Here is a 16,807-nt window from a genome sequence, read left to right on the forward strand (position 1 = left end):
CCGATGACCGACACCACCGATCGCGACGAACGCCATCTGGCGCGCATGCTGCGCAAAAAAGCGGTAATCGACGAACGCATTGCCAACTCGCCCAATGAATGCGGCCTGCTGCTGGTACTCAGCGGCAACGGCAAGGGCAAGAGCAGCTCGGCCTTCGGCATGCTGGCGCGGGCCCTGGGCCACGGCATGCAATGCGGCGTGGTGCAGTTCATCAAGGGCCGCAACAGCACCGGCGAGGAGCTGTTCTTCCGCCGCTTCCCCGAACAGGTGCGCTACCACGTGATGGGCGAGGGCTTTACCTGGGAAACCCAGGACCGCCAGCGCGACATCGCCGCCGCCGAGGCTGCCTGGGCGGTTTCGCGCCAGTTGCTGCAGGACCCGGCCATCGGTTTTGTAGTGCTCGATGAGCTCAACATCGCCCTCAAGCACGGCTACCTCGACCTCGATCAGGTGCTCGGCGACCTGCAGGCACGCCCACCGATGCAGCATGTGATCGTCACCGGCCGCGGGGCCAAGCCCGAGATGATCGAGCTGGCCGACACCGTGACCGAGATGGGCATGGTCAAGCATGCCTTCCAGGCCGGCATCCGTGCCCAGAAGGGCGTGGAACTATGAGGCAAACCCGTCATTGCCCGGCGGTGCTGATCGCGGCACCTGCATCTGGCCAGGGCAAGACCACGGTGACGGCCGCACTGGCGCGCCTGCACCGCAACCAGGGGCGCAAGGTCCGGGTGTTCAAGTGTGGCCCGGACTTTCTCGACCCGATGATTCTGGAGCGCGCCAGTGGCGCCCCGGTGTACCAGCTGGACCTGTGGATGGTCGGTGCCGAGGAAAGCCGGCGCCTGCTGTGGGAAGCCGCCGCCGACGCCGACCTGATCCTGATCGAAGGGGTGATGGGGCTGTTCGACGGTACGCCGTCCAGCGCCGACCTGGCGCGGCATTTCGGCGTGCCGGTGCTGGCGGTGATCGACGGCACGGCCATGGCCCAGACCTTCGGCGCGCTGGCCCTGGGCCTGGCGCGCTACCAGCCCGACCTGCCGTTTGCCGGCGTGCTGGCCAACCGGGTGGGCTCGCTGCGTCACGCGCAACTGCTCGAAGGCAGCCTGACCGAAGGCCTGCGCTGGTACGGCGGGCTGTCGCGGGAAACCGGCATCGAACTGCCCAGCCGTCACCTGGGCCTGGTGCAGGCCAGCGAACTGACCGACCTGGACCTGCGCCTGGACGCCGCCGCCAACGCCCTGGGCGACAGCTGCGAGTCGGCCCTGCCGCCGGCGGTGGCCTTCGATGCGCCGCAGCCGCGCAGCGTCGAGCCACTGCTGGCCGGCGTGCGGATCGGCGTGGCGCGCGACGAAGCCTTCGCATTCACCTATGGCGCCAGCCTGGACCTGTTGCGCGAGATGGGCGCACAGCTGAGCTTCTTCTCGCCGATCCACGACCGCCTGCTGCCAGACTGCGACAGCCTGTACCTGCCCGGCGGCTACCCTGAGCTGCACCACCATGCGCTGGCCGCCAACACGCCGATGCTGGCGGCGATCCGGGCCCATCACCAGGCAGGCAAGCCCTTGCTGGCCGAATGCGGCGGCATGCTCTACCTGCTCGATGCACTGACCGATGTGGCCGGCGAACGGGCCGAACTGGCCGGCCTGCTGCCGGGCGAGGCGGTGATGCAGAAGCGCCTGGCGGCCCTGGCCCTGCAAGCGGTAGAGCTGCCCGAGGGCACCCTGCGCGGGCATACCTATCACCATTCGCTGACCAGCACCGCGCTCGAACCCATCGCCCGCGGGCAAAGCCCCAACGGCGGGCGCGGCGCCGAGGCGGTGTACCGTTGCGGCCGGCTGACGGCCTCGTATGTGCATTTCTACTTCCCGTCCAACCCGTCTGCGCTGGCGGCGCTGCTGGCACCATGAGCGACCAGGCCTTCAACGACGCCGAGCGCGCGGCGGTCTACCGCGCCATCGGCGAACGTCGCGACATGCGCCATTTCAGCGGCGGCGAGGTGGCCCCCGAGCTGCTGGCACGCCTGCTGCAGGCGGCGCACCAGGCCCCGAGCGTGGGCCTGATGCAGCCCTGGCGTTTCATCCGCATCACCCGTCGCGAGCTGCGCCAGCAGATCCAGGCGCTGGTGGAGCAGGAGCGGGTGCGCACCGCCGAGGCACTGGGGCAGCGTTCTGACGATTTCATGCGGCTCAAGGTCGAGGGCATCAACGATTGCGCCGAGGTGCTGGTGGCGGCGCTGATGGACGGGCGCGAGGCGCACATCTTCGGCCGTCGCACCTTGCCGGAAATGGACCTGGCCTCGCTGTCGTGCGCCATCCAGAACCTGTGGCTGGCGGCCCGTGCCGAGGGCCTGGGCATGGGCTGGGTGTCGCTGTTCGAACCGCAGGCACTGGCCGACCTGCTGGGCATGCCGGCTGGTGCCAAACCGCTGGCGGTACTGTGCCTGGGCCCGGTCGAGGCGTTCTACGAGGCGCCCATGCTGGTGCTCGAAGGCTGGGCCCGCGAGCGGCCATTGAGCGAGATGCTCTACGAAAACCATTGGGGAGAGCGCTGATGAGTGTGGCCTTGCTGAGTGTGGCCGGGGTGGCGCTGGATGCCTTGCTGGGCGAGCCCCGGCGTGCGCACCCGCTGGTCGCGTTCGGCCGTTATGCCGGACGCCTGGAACAACGCTTCAATGCCGGCGGTCGTGGCTGGCGCAGCCATGGCGTCACCGCGTGGTTTCTGGCGGTGGTGCCCCTGACTTTGCTGGTGACTGTGCTGTCGTGGCTGCCCTACATCGGCTGGCTGGTGGAGATACTGGCGCTGTACTGCGCGCTGGGCCTGCGCAGCCTTGGCGAACATGTACGGCCCGTGGCCGAGGCGCTGCGTGGCGGCGACCTGGACGAAGCGCGCCGCCGCGTGGGCTACCTGGTCAGCCGTGAAACCGGCGAACTGGATGACACCGCCGTGGCGCGTGCCGCCACCGAATCGGTACTGGAGAACGGTAGCGATGCAGTGTTCGCCGCCCTGTTCTGGTTCGTGGTGGCGGGGGCGCCAGGTGTGGTGCTGTATCGCCTGAGCAATACCCTGGATGCCATGTGGGGCTATCGCAACGAGCGCTTCGAGCGCTTTGGCTGGGCCGCAGCGCGCATCGACGATCTGCTCAACTATATTCCGGCGCGGCTGGTGGCCCTGACCTACGCGGTGCTGGGCAGGACGCGCCTGGCACTGAGCTGCTGGCGTCGCCAGGCGCCGTTGTGGGACAGCCCCAACGCCGGCCCGGTGATGGCAGCTGGCGCCGGTGCGCTGGGTGTCGAGCTGGGCGGCGCGGCGGTGTACCACGGCGAGCTGCACCAGCGCCCGCAACTGGGCGAAGGCCCGCCGGCCGATGCCGACGCCATCGAGCGTGGCTGGCAACTGGTGTGCAAGGGCGTGTGGTTGTGGTTGCTGCTGTTGTGCGTGGGGGCGCAATTCTATGCTTGAACACGGTGGTCGTTTGCAACGGGCGGTGCTGGAGTACGGCATCGCAGTGCAGGACTGGGTCGACCTGTCCAGCGGCATCGCGCCGTGGCCCTTCGCGATCCCCGAGATCCCGTTGCGCGCCTGGGCACGCCTGCCCGAAACCGACGATGGCCTGGAGCAGGCGGCCCGCGAGTACTACGGCGTGCCGCAACTGCTGCCGGTGGCCGGGTCCCAGGCCGCCATCCAGGCCCTGCCGCGCTTGCGTCGCAGTGGCAAGGTCGGTGTGCTGTCGCCGTGCTACGCCGAACATGCCGAGGGCTGGCGGCGCGCCGGGCACCGCGTGCGTGAAGTCGGCGAGGCCGAGGTGGAGTTCTTTCTCGACAGCCTCGATGTGCTGGTGGTGGTCAACCCCAACAACCCCACCGGGCGCCTGTTGAGCGCCGAGCGCCTGCTGGGCTGGCACGCCCGCCTGGCCCAGCGCGGTGGCTGGCTGGTGGTGGATGAAGCGTTCATGGACAACACCCCGCAACACAGCATCGCCGCCGAAACCTGGCGCAACGGGCTGATCGTGCTGCGCTCGTTCGGCAAGTTCTTCGGCCTGGCCGGTGTACGCCTGGGCTTCGTGCTGGCCGAACGCCAACTGCTGCAGCTGCTGGCCGAACAACTGGGGCCCTGGTCGATCGCCGGGCCCACGCGGGTGCTGGGCCAGGCCTGCCTGCTCGACCATGGCGCCCAGCAGCGCCAGATCACCCGCTGCGCCGAGGCCAGCACACGCCTGGCGCAGGTACTCGATGCTGCCGGCTTCACGCCGGCCGGCGGCTGCGACCTGTTCCAGTACCTGGAGCTTGCCCACGCCGCGCAGTTGCACCAGTTCATGGCGCGGCGCGGCATCCTGCTGCGCCTGTTCGAGCACCTGGGCAGCCTGCGTTTCGGCCTGCCGGCCACCGACACCGATTGGCAGCGCCTGATCCAGGCGCTGGACGACTACCGCAAGGAACACCCATGACCACCCTGATGGTGCAAGGCACCACCTCCGATGCCGGCAAGAGCACCCTGGTGACCGCGCTGTGCCGCTGGCTGGCGCGCCAGGGCGTGGGTGTCGTGCCGTTCAAGCCGCAGAACATGGCACTCAACAGTGCGGTGACGGCCGACGGCGGCGAAATCGGCCGCGCCCAGGCGGTGCAGGCCCAGGCCGCCGGGCTGGCGCCGCACACCGACATGAACCCGGTACTGCTCAAGCCCAACAGCGAGACCGGAGCCCAGGTGATCGTGCATGGCCGCGCGGTCACCAGCATGAACGCGGTGGCCTATCACGACTACAAGGCCATCGCCATGCAGGCGGTACTGGCCTCGCACCAGCGCCTGAGCGACGCCTACCCGGTGGTGATGGTGGAGGGCGCGGGCTCGCCGGCCGAAATCAACCTGCGGGCCGGGGACATCGCCAACATGGGGTTTGCCGAGGCGGTCGACTGCCCGGTGATCCTGATCGCCGATATCAACCGCGGCGGGGTGTTCGCACACCTGGTCGGCACCCTGGAGCTGCTGTCGCCCAGCGAGCAGGCGCGGGTCAAGGGCTTCGTGATCAACCGCTTTCGTGGCGACATCGCCCTGCTGCAGCCCGGCCTGGACTGGCTCGAGGCGCGTACCGGCAAGCCGGTGCTGGGCGTGCTGCCGTATGTGCTGGACCTGCATCTGGAAGCCGAGGATGGCCTGGACCGGCGCCAAGGCCAGAAAGCCGCGCAGGTGCTCAAGGTGATCGTGCCGGTGCTGCCGCGCATCAGCAACCATACCGACTTCGACCCGCTGCGCCTGCATCCGCAGGTGGATCTGCAGTTCATCGGGCCGGGCGACGCGATACCGCCGGCCGACCTGATCATCCTGCCGGGCTCCAAGAGCGTACGCAGCGACCTGGCGCACCTGCGCGAGCGCGGCTGGGAGGAGGCGATAGCCCGCCACCTGCGCTACGGCGGCAAACTGCTGGGCATCTGTGGTGGCCTGCAGATGCTCGGGACCCACGTGCATGACCCACTGGGCCTGGAAGGCGCCGCCGGCAGCAGCGCGGGCCTGGGCTGGCTGGACTACAGCACGCAGCTGGAGGCCGAGAAGCAGCTGCGCAATGTCAGCGGCACGCTGAACCTGGAGCAGGCGCCCGTCAGTGGCTACGAGATCCATGCCGGGGTCACCCGCGGGCCGGCGCTGGCGCAGCCCGCCGTACAGTTGGCCGACGGTCGCAGCGATGGCGCGGTCAGCGCCGACGGGCAGATCCTGGCCACCTACCTGCACGGCCTGTTCGAGTCGCCGCATTCGTGCACGGCGCTGCTGCGCTGGGCTGGCCTGAACGATGTGCAGCAGGTGGACTACCATGCTCTGCGTGAACTGGACATCGAACGCCTGGCCGACCTGGTGGACACGCACCTGGACGGCGCCCGGCTTCGTCAACTCTGCGGGCTGGACTGACATGCTCAAGCTGATTCTTGGCGGCGCCCGATCGGGCAAGAGCCGCCTGGCCGAACAATACGCCGTCGACAGCGCGCTGGCGGTGACCTATATCGCCACCAGCGAGCCGCTGGACGGTGAAATGAATGCCCGCGTGCAACTGCACCGTGCGCGTCGCCCTGCCGAGTGGGCGCTGATCGAGGAGCCGCTGGCGCTGGCGCGGGTGCTGCGCGAAACCGCCGCGCCCGAGCGTTGCCTGCTGGTGGACTGCCTGACCCTGTGGCTGACCAACCTGCTGATGCTCGAAGACCCCGAGCGCCTGGCCGCCGAGCGCGATGCACTGCTGGACTGCCTGGCGCAGTTGCCGGGTGAAATCATCCTGGTCAGCAACGAGACCGGCCTGGGCGTGGTGCCCATGGGCGAGCTGACCCGTCGTTACGTCGATGAAGCCGGCTGGCTGCATCAGGCCATTGCCGAACGTTGCCAGCACGTGGTGCTGACCGTTGCCGGCCTGCCACTTACGCTCAAGGGAGCCTGAACATGAGTCAAAACTGGTGGCAGAACGCGTGTCAGCCGATCAACCTGGCTGTGCGCGAACAGGCGCTGGAGCGCCAGCGCGAGCTGACCAAGCCAGCCGGCTCACTGGGCCGGCTGGAGCAGGTTGCGGTGGAGCTGGCGGGCTTGCAGGGCAAGCTCAAGCCTGGCGTGCGGCAGGTATGGATCGCGATTTTCGCGGGCGATCACGGCGTGGTGGCCGAGGGGGTTTCGGCCTATCCGCAGGTGGTCACTCGGCAGATGCTGCAGAACTTCGTCGGCGGCGGCGCAGCCATCAGCGTGCTGGCCCGCCAGTTGGGTGCGCAGCTGGAGGTGGTCGACCTGGGGACGGTCGACCTGACCCTTGAACTTGCCGGTGTACGCCATCTGCGCATCGGGGCGGGCACCGCCAACTTCGCCCAGGTGCCGGCAATGACCACCGAGCAGGGGCGCCTGGCGCTGCAGGCCGGGCGCGAGAGCGCCTTGCGTGCGCGTGACGCCGGGGCGCAACTGTTCATCGGCGGCGAAATGGGCATCGGCAACACGGCCTCTGCCAGTGCGGTGGCCAGTGCATTGCTCAAATGCACCCCTGGCGAGCTGACCGGCCCCGGCACTGGCCTGAATGCTGCCGGTGTCGAACACAAGACCCGCGTGATCGAGCGCGCGCTGCTCACCCACGCGGCGCTGGCCGACGACCCATTGGAGCAGCTGTTGTGCTTTGGCGGCTTCGAGATTGCCGCGCTGGTGGGGGCGTACCTGGCGTGCGCGCAGCAAGGCATCGTGGTGCTGGTGGACGGTTTTATCTGCACCGTGGCGGCGCTGGTTGCAACGCGCATCAACCCCGGTTGCCGGGCCTGGCTGCTGTTCGGTCATCGCGGCGCCGAGCCCGGGCACCAGCGGGTGCTCGAAGCGTTGCAGGCGCAACCGCTGCTGGAGCTGGGCCTGCGCCTGGGCGAGGGCAGCGGGGCGGCGCTGGCGGTACCGCTGCTGCGCATGGCCTGCGACCTGCACGGGCAGATGGCGACCTTCGCCGAGGCGGCGGTGGCGGACCGCGATACATGATCGTCGACCTGCTGCGTCATGGTGAAACCGAACTGGGCGGTGGGCTGCGCGGCAGCCTGGACGACGCGCTGACCGAACTTGGCTGGGCGCAGATGCGTGCGGCTGTGGTCGAGGGCGGGCCGTGGACGCGGATCATCAGCTCGCCGCTGCAGCGCTGCGCGCGATTTGCCGAAGAACTTGCCGATCAGGCGGGCGTGCCCATGCAACTGGAGGCCGGCCTGCAGGAGCTGCACTTCGGCGACTGGGAGGGGCGCAGCACCGCCGACCTCATGCTTACCGACGAACAGGGCCTGGGGCTGTTCTGGGCCGACCCTTATGCCTTCACGCCGCCGGGTGGCGAGCCGGTCACGGCGTTTGCCGAGCGGGTGCTGGCGGCCATGGCGCGGGCGTATCAGGCCCACGTCGGCGAGCGCGTGCTGCTGGTGACCCACGGCGGCGTGATGCGCCTGCTGCTGGCCCGTGCACGCGGCCTGCCGCGCGAGCAGCTGCTGCAGGTGGTGGTCGGGCACGGCGCGGTGCACCGTCTGCATTGCGCGGCCGACGGTCGTTTCACGGAAGCCGCCTGATGCAGGCGTTCTGGATTGCCCTGCAGTTTCTCAGCAGCCTTCCGGTGCGCCTGGCGGGCATGCCCGCGCCCGAGCAGATGGGGCGCTCCCTGCTGTGCTACCCGCTGGTGGGGCTGTTGTTCGGCGGGGTGCTGTGGGCGGCCAGCACGCTGCTGGCGGACAGCCCGCCGATGCTGCAGGCGGCCCTGCTGCTGTGCATCTGGGTGTGGTTGAGCGGTGCGTTGCACCTGGATGGCCTGGCCGACAGCGCCGATGCCTGGCTGGGCGGGTTCGGCGACCGCGAACGCACCCTGACGATCATGAAGGACCCGCGCAGCGGGCCGATTGCGGTGGTGACGCTGGTACTGGTGCTGCTGCTCAAGTTCTGCGCGTTGCTCGCGCTGGTCGACAGCGGGCAGGCGGTGGGCCTGCTACTGGCACCGGTACTGGGGCGGGCGGCGATGCTGGGGTTGTTCCTGTGCACGCCGTATGTGCGCGCAGGCGGCCTGGGACAGGCGCTGGCCGAGCATCTGCCGCGTGGCGAAGCCAAGGCCGTGTTGCTGGCGACCGGTTTGGGGTGCCTGGTGCTGGCGGGATGGAACGGTATCCTGGCCGTGGGCGTGGCGCTGCTGGTGTTCGCGCTGCTGCGCCAGGTGATGCTCAAGCGCCTGGGGGGCACCACCGGGGATACAGCAGGGGCGTTGCTGGAGCTGCTGGAGCTGGCGGTGGTGGTAAGCCTGGCACTCTGAAGGGGCTGTCAGGAGCTCTTCGCTGCGGTCATGAATCTGTAGTGTTTTGCAACTGAATGCAGCACGTTGTCAGCCTTCGCAAGCGCTAGCCTTACGTTCCTCTGTCTTTGCGGGGTGCCCCGATGCGCAACCAGCTGCTGGCCTGCCTTATCGCCTGTTCGTCCCTGCCGGCCCACGCCGCCGACCTGATCGACTTCTGGAACACGCCGCGCCATGGCGGCAACAGCTTCAACCGCCTGCCGCCCGACCAGGCCTATTTCGAGGCGCTGCACGGCTACGGGGCGAGCTGGGTGCGGTTGTCCTATGACAAGTGGCAAGCGGCGCAGCGTGATTTTCTGCTCGGTAATGCCGATACCTACCAAGGGCTGCCGACCGCCGACCTTGCCACGCTAAAGGCCACCCTGGACCGCGCGCACGCCGCAGGCCTCAAGGTCGTTATCACGCCCCTCTCACTGCCCGGCATGCGCTGGGCACAGAACAACGCCGGCCAGTTCGATGACCGGCTCTGGCAGGACAAGGCCTACTGGGCCCAGGCCGCCGACTTCTGGCGTGACCTGGCGCGGGCGCTCAAGGACCATCCGGCGGTGGCGGCCTACAACCTGATCAACGAACCGGCGCCCGAGAAACTCGGCGGCCTGGCCGAGCACGCCAGCGCCGAGCAGATGCGCGCCTGGTACCGACAGCAGCAGGGCAGCACCCGCGACCTGCCGGCGCTGTATCGCCAGTTGGTGGCGGCGATACGCGAAGTCGATCCACTCACCCCGATCATGCTCGATGCCGGCTGGTACGCCGCGGCCGATGCCTTCGAGTACTGGCCTGGCGCGCTCGACGACCAGCGCCTGCTCTACAGCTTTCACATGTACGAACCCTACGCGGCCACCAGCGCGCCCAACCTGGAGCGCGCCACGCCCTATGCCTACCCTGGGCCCGCGCCCTTTGGCGGCAGCGTTGCGCAATGGAACAAGGCCCGGGTGCAGCAGTATCTGCAGCGCCCGCTGGACTGGGCCGGCAGGCACGCGGTGCCGGCCAATCGCCTGGTGGCCGGCGAGTTCGGCTGCATGCGCCGCTGGGCGGGCTGTACCGCCTATCTGGAGGATGTACTGGGCACCCTCGATCGCCAGCAGGTGCACTGGGCCTTCTACAGCTTTCGCGAAGACAGTTGGGACGGGATGGACTATGAGCTGGGCAGCGCCAAAGTGCCGTGGGCTTATTGGCAGGCGATCGAAAAGGGCCTGCCGGACCCGCTCAAGCGCACGCCCTCCAGCCTGTTGGAACCGATTCGAAAACGCCTTGCCCTCAATGGCGCACCCCACTGAACGCTTGCATCCTGATAACTACGGGTATATACACGCATCTATGTTGAAGAGCCATTGCATCTGTACTCATCTGCGCCGGGCCGCCCGTGGGGTCAGCCGGCACTATGACGAAGCCCTTGTGGGCTTCGGCATCAATGTCGCCCAGTTTTCCCTGCTGCGGCATCTGCAGCGCCTCGATCAGCCCAGCATCTCGGTGCTGGCCGATTCCATGGGCCTGGATCGCAGCACGCTGGGTCGCAACGTGCGGGTGCTGGAAGCCGACGGCCTGGTGGCGTTGGCCGAAGGTGTCGACTTGCGCAACCGCATCGTACTGCTGACGGAGAAGGGCCTGGCGCGCCTGGTGGCCGCCACGCCTGCCTGGGAGCAGGCCCAGGATGCCCTGGTGAGCAACCTGGGCGAAGGGCAGCGCGATGAACTGGTGCGCCTGTTGGAACAGTTGGCTTGAGCGTATTACACCAATAAGCGGGTATATACCCGTGTAACCTTGCGGCGGTCTGGGAGAACAAGAATGACATCGGTATGGCGCACGAGCGGTTGGGTGCTGTTGGGGGCGGCGCTGATCCTGGCATTGTCGCTGGGGGTGCGGCATGGCTTCGGCCTGTTCCTGGCGCCGATGAGCGCCGAATTCGGCTGGGGGCGCGAAGTGTTCGCCTTCGCCATCGCCTTGCAGAACCTGATCTGGGGCCTGGCCCAGCCGTTTGCCGGTGCCCTGGCCGATCGCCTGGGCGCGGCCAAGGTGGTGATCATCGGCGGCATTCTCTACGCCGTGGGGCTGGTGATGATGGGCATGGCGGACTCGGCGTGGTCACTGTCGCTCAGTGCCGGGCTGCTGATCGGCATCGGCCTGTCGGGCACCTCGTTCTCGGTGATCCTGGGTGTGGTAGGACGTGCCGTGCCGGCAGACAAGCGCAGCATGGCCATGGGCATCGCCAGCGCCGCAGGCTCCTTCGGCCAGTTCGCGATGCTGCCGGGCACCCTGGGCCTGATCGGCTGGCTGGGCTGGTCGGCGGCATTGCTGGTGCTGGGCCTGCTGGTGGCCTTCATCGTGCCGCTGGTGGGCATGCTGCGCGATAACCCGCTGCCCAGCCAGGGGCACGAACAGACCCTGATGCAGGCGCTGCGCGAAGCCTGTTCGCACTCGGGCTTCTGGTTGCTGGCGCTGGGCTTTTTCGTGTGCGGTTTCCAGGTGGTGTTCATCGGCGTGCACCTGCCGGCCTACCTGGTCGACCAGCACCTGCCGGCCACCATCGGCACCACGGTGCTGGCACTGGTCGGGCTGTTCAATATCGTCGGCACCTACACCGCCGGCTGGCTGGGCGGGCGCATGTCCAAGCCGCGCCTGTTGACCACCCTGTACCTGCTGCGGGCGGTGGTGATCGTGCTGTTCCTGTGGGCGCCGGTGACCCAGTTCAGCGCCTACCTGTTCGGTATCGCCATGGGCCTGCTGTGGCTGTCGACGGTGCCGCTGACCAACGGCACCGTCGCCACCCTGTTCGGGGTGCGCAACCTGTCCATGCTGGGCGGCATCGTCTTTCTGTTCCATCAGTTGGGCGCATTCCTGGGCGGCTGGCTGGGCGGTGTGGTGTACGACCGTACCGGCAACTATGACCTGGTGTGGCAGATCTCGATCCTGCTCAGCCTGCTGGCTGCCGCGCTCAACTGGCCGGTGCGCGAGCGCCCGGTGGCGCGGCTGCAGGCGCGGCCGGAGGCGGCATGACCGCGCGCCTGGTAGCGTTGGTGCTGGCTGGCCTGATGCTGGCGCTGGTGTGGTGGGGCTGGCACCAGGGTGGTCTGGCGCTGATGCAGTTGGGCATGGGCGTGTGCTAGGCGTAAGCTGAACCCCTGCACTCAGGCAAGGGAGACGCACCATGTACGCACGCTGGCTGTTGGTACCGCTATTGATCCTGGTTGGTTCGGGGGCCGTGCTGGCCGCCGACTGCCCGGCCTTGCTGCAGGGCGAGTTGCCCAAGCTGCGCGCCAAGGAACAGGTGAACCTGTGCGAGCGCTTCGCCGGCAAGCCGCTGGTGGTGATCAACACCGCCAGCTATTGCGGCTTCGCGCCGCAATTCGAAGGGCTCGAGAGCACCTACAAGGCTTATCACGGGCAGGGCCTGGAAATGCTCGGGGTGCCATCCAACGACTTCAAGCAGGAAGACGCCGACAGCGAGAAGACCGCCAAGGTGTGCTATGCCAACTACGGCGTGACCTTCACCATGACCGAGCCACAGAAGGTGCGCGGCGACGACGCCACGCCGCTGTTTCGCGAGCTGGCCAGGCAGAGCAATGCGCCCAGGTGGAATTTCTACAAGTATGTGGTCGATCGCCAGGGCAAGGTGGTGGCCAGCTTCTCCAGCCTGACCAAGCCGGACGACCCGGCGTTCAGGGCTGCCATTGAGAAGGCCATCGCCTCGCAGCCCTGAGGTGGGCTCAGGCCTTGCCCGGGTGGACGGTCCAGGCCACCAGCTTGAGCACGATCGGCCGTACCACCAGCACGCAGGCGAAGGCCACCGGCATGGCCAGTTGGTAGGCCTTGAGCACATTGGCCAGGTAATGCTCGCCGACGCCGCTGTTGGCGGCGGTGATCACGAAGCACATCAGCAGCGCCATGATCGACGACATGTAGAACGCGAATACGTAGGGGGTGGCGCGTACGCCGAGTTTCAGGCGTGGGCGAGGGCGGGTCTGGCTGGTCATGCAGGCTCCTGAGGGTAGGGGAGGCGCCAGACTAGCAGGCTGCCAGGGTACGAGGTAGACGACGCCAGCTTAGGTCTTTATAAAGAGAACCTTACGAATCCTGGAGTTTGGCCGTGAACCTGTTGGGCTCGATACGCAGTTTCATCAAGGTGGTCGAGGCTGGCAGCATCGCCGGTGGGGCCCGCACCCTGGGCTTGAGCGCCGCCGCAGTGAGCCAGAACATCGCGCGCCTGGAAGCCCATCTGCAAGTGCGCCTGCTGGCCCGCACCACCCGCAGCATGGCGTTGACGCCCAATGGTCGCGCCTATTACGACAAGGTCAGGCATGTGGAGCGTGATCTGGAACTGGCGCAGCTGGCCGTCACGGCCGATGACGGCGAACCCCAGGGCCGGTTGTGCATCTCCTCTTCTTCGGCCTTCGCGCGCTATGTGCTGGCGCCCCTGATGCCGGCATTCAACCTGCGCTATCCGCAGCTTTCAATTGAATTGCTTACGAGCGACCGGCGTGTGGACCACGCGCGCGAGTCGATTGACGTGAGTGTGCGCATCACCCCCCAGCTGGAAGACGGCCTGCTGGCGCGGCACGTTGCCCAGATCCCGTTCATCTGTTGCGCAGCGCCTGCCTACCTGGAGCGTGCCGGCCGGCCCGGTACCCCGGAAGCCTTGAAGGGGCATCGCTGCCTGGTGTTCCGTTACCCGGTGGACGGCCGTTTTCTGCGGTGGGGCTTTGTGCGTGACGGCCTGCGTTTCGATGCCGAGTTCGGGGATGTGTCGATCAGCGATGACATCGACGTGCTGACGCAGATGGCGGTGATGGGGGGTGGGATCGTGCGCCTGGCCGAGTTCGTGGCGCGGCCTTACCTGGAGAACGGGCAACTGGTGCCGCTGTTCGAATATGCCCAACCCCACCAGGCCTATGCACAGACCTCGCCCATGGACATCTACCTGTGCGTGGCCGACCGCTCGGCGCTGACGCCCAAGGTGCGAGCCTTCATGGCGTATGTGGAGGACTGCCTGGCGCAGGCCTGGCGCGTGCGCGCACGGGCATAAAAAAACCGCCTTTGGAAGGCGGTTTTTTCATGCAACAGCGATCAGAAGCGGTAGGTCAGCGAAGCACCCAGGCCGTGTGCACTGTTTTCGTACTTGGCGTTGTACGAGCCCTTGAACGAAGGGTCGGTGATGGCGGTGCTCTGGTGAATCTTGACGTCTTCTTCCATCAGGTACGAGTAGGCCACGTCGATGGTCATGTCGTCGCTCGGGTTCCAGCCGGCGCCCAGGCTGAACACCTTGCGGTCGCCGGTTGGGATGCGTGGCGAACGGTTCTGGTTGTTGGCTGGCGACTGGTCGACGGAGAAGCCGGCGCGCAGGGTCCATTCCTTGTTCAGCTTGTAGGCAGCGCCGATGGCGTGGGCCCAGGTGTCGTGCCAGTTCTGTTCTTCGGCGATCTGGCCCAGTGCCGGTGCCAGTGGCCCGGTGCCCTCGTTGTTGACCACGATGGACTCCAGGCGGCTCCAGCGGGTCCAGGTGCTGCCCGCGTACAGGGTCCAGTTGTCATCCAGTTCGTGGGTGACCGAGAAGTCGACCGACTCGGGGGTCTTGATCTTCAGCGAGGCGTCGAACTTGCTGCCGCTGAACGGGCCGAAGCCCGGGCCGCTGATCTTGGTGTCGCCCTTGAGCTTGTAGTCGACCATCGAGTGGTAGGTCAGGCCGACGCGGGTTCTGTCGGTGGCCTGCACCATCACGCCGATGTTGTAGCCGACGGCGGTGTCGTCACCGGTGATCTTGACCTTGCCGTCGTTGCTGCCTGGGGTGGCGCGGTTCAGCGCGGCGGACTCCAGGGTGCCGTCGATACGGTTGATGGTCGGGCCGAAACCGATCGAGACCTTGTCGTTGAAGGCGTAGCTGATGGTCGGTTGCAGGGTCACGACCTGAACTTCGCTCTTGCTGCCGAAGTAGCGGCCGGCAAAGCCGTGCTCGTAGTCGGTGATCAGGCCGAAAGGCACGTAGACCCCGAAGCCGAATGCCCAGTGGTCATCGATCGGCTTGACGTAGTAGCCCATCGGTACGCCAACCACGGGGACCATGTCGCCGTCGTTGCTGCCGCCGAAGGTGCCGCTGCCCTTGATGTCGGACTTGGCAATGATGGCCGCGCCGCCGACGGTCACTTGTTCGCGTTTGAGGCGGGACATGCCGGCAGGGTTGCCAAACACGGTGCTGGCGTCATCGGCAGAAGAAGAACGACCCGCGAAACCTGTGCCCATGCCGCTGATGCTTTGCTCGTTGAGAGCAAAACCGCTGGCGAAGAGTTGAGTTGATGCGAAAGCGACAGCGAGGCCGAGTGAGGATTTGAGTATTACTTTTTTCATTATTAGAACTCCATGGGATCACCGGAGCGCAAAGTATCAATAATTTTGGACGTGCGCTATAGGCTCTAAATCAGGAGATACCGCGTTTTTGTAGGACAATCCGACCAGATTCGCTGATTTTATCCGGTTGTTTGAAAATGGTTCTCAGCAGGCCTGGAGTGCCGGTTTGCCGACGCATGCCTGCCAGGCCTGGGTGAAGTCGCGTAAACGGGCGTGGGGCTGGAATGTTTGACGCCAGATTCTTGCGAGACCTAGCAGGTCGTCGGATTCTGGTAGCGGCAGCGCCTTTTCTTCGACCAGCATCCAGGCGATGGCGGTGGCGTAGCGCAGGTTGACGGTCAGTTCCAGGTGCGGGCCGCTGAGGAACGCGTGCTGGCTGGCGAGGCCGCGGACCAGGCTGGCCAGTTCGGGGTCGTGGGCCAGGTACTGGTCCCAGATCGATTGGTGGCGCAGTTCGCCGATGCGGTACAGGCCGTGGCCACGGCGGTCGTGCAGGGCCGAACCCATGCCCGACTGGCTGGCTGCGATGCCCAGCAGCAGGGCTTCGGCGCTGGGGCAGTAGCGGCCCAGGTACAACAGGGTGGGGCGGATGACGAATTCACTCAACTCGCTCGCGGCGATAGCCATAATGCCCTCGAACTTCGTAAATGGCCGGCGGGACGCTGGTGCTTGGCAGCAGGTGGGTCGGGGTCAGGCCCGCCGGAAGCGGGCAAGGCCGCTTGAGTTGAAGTGTAGTGTCATATCTATGCTGTAAAGGACTGTTTTTAAATCGATTGTGGTGGCTTGGCATAACCCATATGACGCTTGGGTATTAGGCCGTGGGGGTTAAAGCGCTTTCGGTGGTTGGGGTTTGGCCAATGAATCCGGGCCTTGCAGAGGGCAGGTCGAGCGCGGCGGTCACTGAATTTCAGGCATAAAAAAGCCCCGCCAACCGGCAGGGCTTCTTGCGTCTCAGACGACCATCAGGCAACCAGTGCCTGGCGAGTCCGGTCAATCACCGCTTGCAGCGGCTCAGCACTCTCGTACTGCTCCGGATACAGACGCTCGCTGTGACGAGCAATGCCGTGTTCATTGACCAGGGTAAAGCTGAAGCTGCCCTTGCGCGCCGCATGGATCATGCAGTTCAACGGGGCAAATGCCTGGCTAAGGGTGCGAATGGCAGCCTGAGTATGGATGGATGTATTCATAGTTATTAGATGTTCCTGCAAAAGACACAGCATAAGAGCCGTGTTCATATAAAACGTTCCAGTAACGCAAAGCTTTAGGGCTAGAGCGAAGAACCTGACTGGAACAGGGCAGCCAGAGGTAAGCGCATTGATTAGGTGGCGCCAGGGCTGACTGGTAGGTACTAGGAAGACAGGCAACACGTCAGGGCTAAGGTTCTGCGCCGCTGTGTGAAGATCCTGTTCAATCTGCAGGGTGACTCGCCAAGAGTAGGTAATGGTTACCTGGGAGTCATCAAGTGGGCCGGTCCTGGTTTCAACAGGTGCTGTTCCGTTGTCGGATCAGGACGCTGCAAGGACTGCTTTGGCCAGAATTGAGTTTCAGCTTGGTACTAACGCTGGCAACACTACAGCAGTTTCCAGGTTGTGGCAACCCTTTGTGCTTTTCGTGCGCCAAGCCGGCCATTATCTCGATTTCAGGCTGTTCTGTGAAGAGGGCCCCAGG

19 protein-coding genes are annotated in these 16,807 nt (G+C 66.3%); 15 read left to right on the forward strand and 4 right to left on the reverse strand.

The genetic code is table 11. From position 1 onward, the window contains the following. Positions 1 to 3 precede the first annotated feature (3 nt). The 14 genes from cobO to QMX96_RS03235 all read left to right on the forward strand — a co-directional run bounded on the left by cobO (position 4) and on the right by QMX96_RS03235 (position 12,500). Positions 4 to 615, forward strand: coding sequence for a cob(I)yrinic acid a,c-diamide adenosyltransferase (gene cobO, locus QMX96_RS03170; RefSeq protein WP_054914693.1), 612 nt, complete (start codon positions 4 to 6; stop codon positions 613 to 615). Continuing rightward, the gene (locus QMX96_RS03175) at positions 612 to 1,907 is read left to right on the forward strand and encodes a cobyrinate a,c-diamide synthase (RefSeq protein ID WP_253086722.1); all 1,296 of its coding nucleotides are present in this window, start codon (positions 612 to 614) and stop codon (positions 1,905 to 1,907) included. The genes cobO and QMX96_RS03175 overlap by 4 nt, the downstream gene beginning before the upstream one ends. Further along, positions 1,904 to 2,551: a 5,6-dimethylbenzimidazole synthase gene (gene bluB / locus QMX96_RS03180; RefSeq protein ID WP_043862539.1), complete on the forward strand. Its 648-nt coding sequence runs from the start codon at positions 1,904 to 1,906 to the stop codon at positions 2,549 to 2,551. The genes QMX96_RS03175 and bluB overlap by 4 nt, the downstream gene beginning before the upstream one ends. Then, entirely contained in the window at positions 2,551 to 3,459 is a 909-nt protein-coding gene (cbiB, locus tag QMX96_RS03185) for an adenosylcobinamide-phosphate synthase CbiB (RefSeq protein ID WP_043862538.1), read from the forward strand. The genes bluB and cbiB overlap by 1 nt, the downstream gene beginning before the upstream one ends. Then, the gene (gene cobD, locus QMX96_RS03190; RefSeq protein ID WP_043862537.1) at positions 3,452 to 4,444 is read left to right on the forward strand and encodes a threonine-phosphate decarboxylase CobD; all 993 of its coding nucleotides are present in this window, start codon (positions 3,452 to 3,454) and stop codon (positions 4,442 to 4,444) included. Before cbiB ends, cobD begins: the two co-directional genes overlap by 8 nt. Then, the gene (locus tag QMX96_RS03195; RefSeq protein WP_058541008.1) at positions 4,441 to 5,895 is read left to right on the forward strand and encodes a cobyric acid synthase; all 1,455 of its coding nucleotides are present in this window, start codon (positions 4,441 to 4,443) and stop codon (positions 5,893 to 5,895) included. The genes cobD and QMX96_RS03195 overlap by 4 nt, the downstream gene beginning before the upstream one ends. Position 5,896: 1 nt before the next feature. Continuing rightward, positions 5,897 to 6,412: a bifunctional adenosylcobinamide kinase/adenosylcobinamide-phosphate guanylyltransferase gene (cobU, locus tag QMX96_RS03200; RefSeq protein WP_054914690.1), complete on the forward strand. Its 516-nt coding sequence runs from the start codon at positions 5,897 to 5,899 to the stop codon at positions 6,410 to 6,412. Positions 6,413 to 6,414: 2 nt separating this feature from the next. Beyond that, entirely contained in the window at positions 6,415 to 7,470 is a 1,056-nt protein-coding gene (gene cobT / locus QMX96_RS03205; RefSeq protein WP_104572056.1) for a nicotinate-nucleotide--dimethylbenzimidazole phosphoribosyltransferase, read from the forward strand. Beyond that, on the forward strand, positions 7,467 to 8,036 hold the full coding sequence (cobC, locus tag QMX96_RS03210; protein WP_282361172.1) for an alpha-ribazole phosphatase family protein: 570 nt from the start codon (positions 7,467 to 7,469) through the stop codon (positions 8,034 to 8,036). The genes cobT and cobC overlap by 4 nt, the downstream gene beginning before the upstream one ends. Next, the gene (locus QMX96_RS03215; protein ID WP_282361173.1) at positions 8,036 to 8,764 is read left to right on the forward strand and encodes an adenosylcobinamide-GDP ribazoletransferase; all 729 of its coding nucleotides are present in this window, start codon (positions 8,036 to 8,038) and stop codon (positions 8,762 to 8,764) included. Before cobC ends, QMX96_RS03215 begins: the two co-directional genes overlap by 1 nt. 122 nt (positions 8,765 to 8,886) lie before the next feature. Next, positions 8,887 to 10,080, forward strand: coding sequence for a cellulase family glycosylhydrolase (locus tag QMX96_RS03220; RefSeq protein WP_282361174.1), 1,194 nt, complete (start codon positions 8,887 to 8,889; stop codon positions 10,078 to 10,080). 40 nt (positions 10,081 to 10,120) lie between these two features. After that, positions 10,121 to 10,525: a MarR family winged helix-turn-helix transcriptional regulator gene (locus tag QMX96_RS03225; protein WP_282361175.1), complete on the forward strand. Its 405-nt coding sequence runs from the start codon at positions 10,121 to 10,123 to the stop codon at positions 10,523 to 10,525. Positions 10,526 to 10,588: 63 nt separating this feature from the next. Then, positions 10,589 to 11,797, forward strand: a complete 1,209-nt coding sequence (locus tag QMX96_RS03230) for an MFS transporter (protein WP_043862529.1) — start codon at positions 10,589 to 10,591, stop codon at positions 11,795 to 11,797. A gap of 151 nt (positions 11,798 to 11,948) precedes the next feature. Then, positions 11,949 to 12,500: a glutathione peroxidase gene (locus tag QMX96_RS03235; RefSeq protein ID WP_054914684.1), complete on the forward strand. Its 552-nt coding sequence runs from the start codon at positions 11,949 to 11,951 to the stop codon at positions 12,498 to 12,500. Between the two features lie 7 nt (positions 12,501 to 12,507). On the opposite strand, the gene QMX96_RS03240 is transcribed toward QMX96_RS03235, so the two are convergent. After that, positions 12,508 to 12,774, reverse strand: a complete 267-nt coding sequence (locus QMX96_RS03240) for a DUF2798 domain-containing protein (protein ID WP_043862527.1) — start codon at positions 12,772 to 12,774, stop codon at positions 12,508 to 12,510. A 113-nt stretch (positions 12,775 to 12,887) separates the two neighbouring features. On the opposite strand from QMX96_RS03240, the gene QMX96_RS03245 reads away from it, so the two are divergent. Further along, entirely contained in the window at positions 12,888 to 13,823 is a 936-nt protein-coding gene (locus QMX96_RS03245) for a LysR family transcriptional regulator (protein WP_282361176.1), read from the forward strand. A 41-nt stretch (positions 13,824 to 13,864) separates the two neighbouring features. Here QMX96_RS03245 and QMX96_RS03250 read toward each other — a convergent pair whose 3' ends face one another. The 3 genes from QMX96_RS03250 to QMX96_RS03260 form a co-directional block, all read right to left on the reverse strand. Continuing rightward, the gene (locus tag QMX96_RS03250; RefSeq protein WP_043862525.1) at positions 13,865 to 15,139 is read right to left on the reverse strand and encodes an outer membrane protein transport protein; all 1,275 of its coding nucleotides are present in this window, start codon (positions 15,137 to 15,139) and stop codon (positions 13,865 to 13,867) included. Positions 15,140 to 15,283: 144 nt separating this feature from the next. Then, positions 15,284 to 15,766, reverse strand: a complete 483-nt coding sequence (locus tag QMX96_RS03255; RefSeq protein WP_043862524.1) for a hypothetical protein — start codon at positions 15,764 to 15,766, stop codon at positions 15,284 to 15,286. Positions 15,767 to 16,101: 335 nt separating this feature from the next. Next, a complete protein-coding gene (locus tag QMX96_RS03260; protein ID WP_043862639.1) occupies positions 16,102 to 16,326 on the reverse strand; it encodes a hypothetical protein in 225 nt (74 codons plus the stop codon). Positions 16,327 to 16,807: the final 481 nt, after the last annotated feature.

The sequence above is a fragment of the Pseudomonas sp. PS01300 genome (assembly GCF_029960155.1).
In the GTDB taxonomy this organism is placed as follows: Bacteria; Pseudomonadota; Gammaproteobacteria; order Pseudomonadales; family Pseudomonadaceae; genus Aquipseudomonas; species Aquipseudomonas palmensis.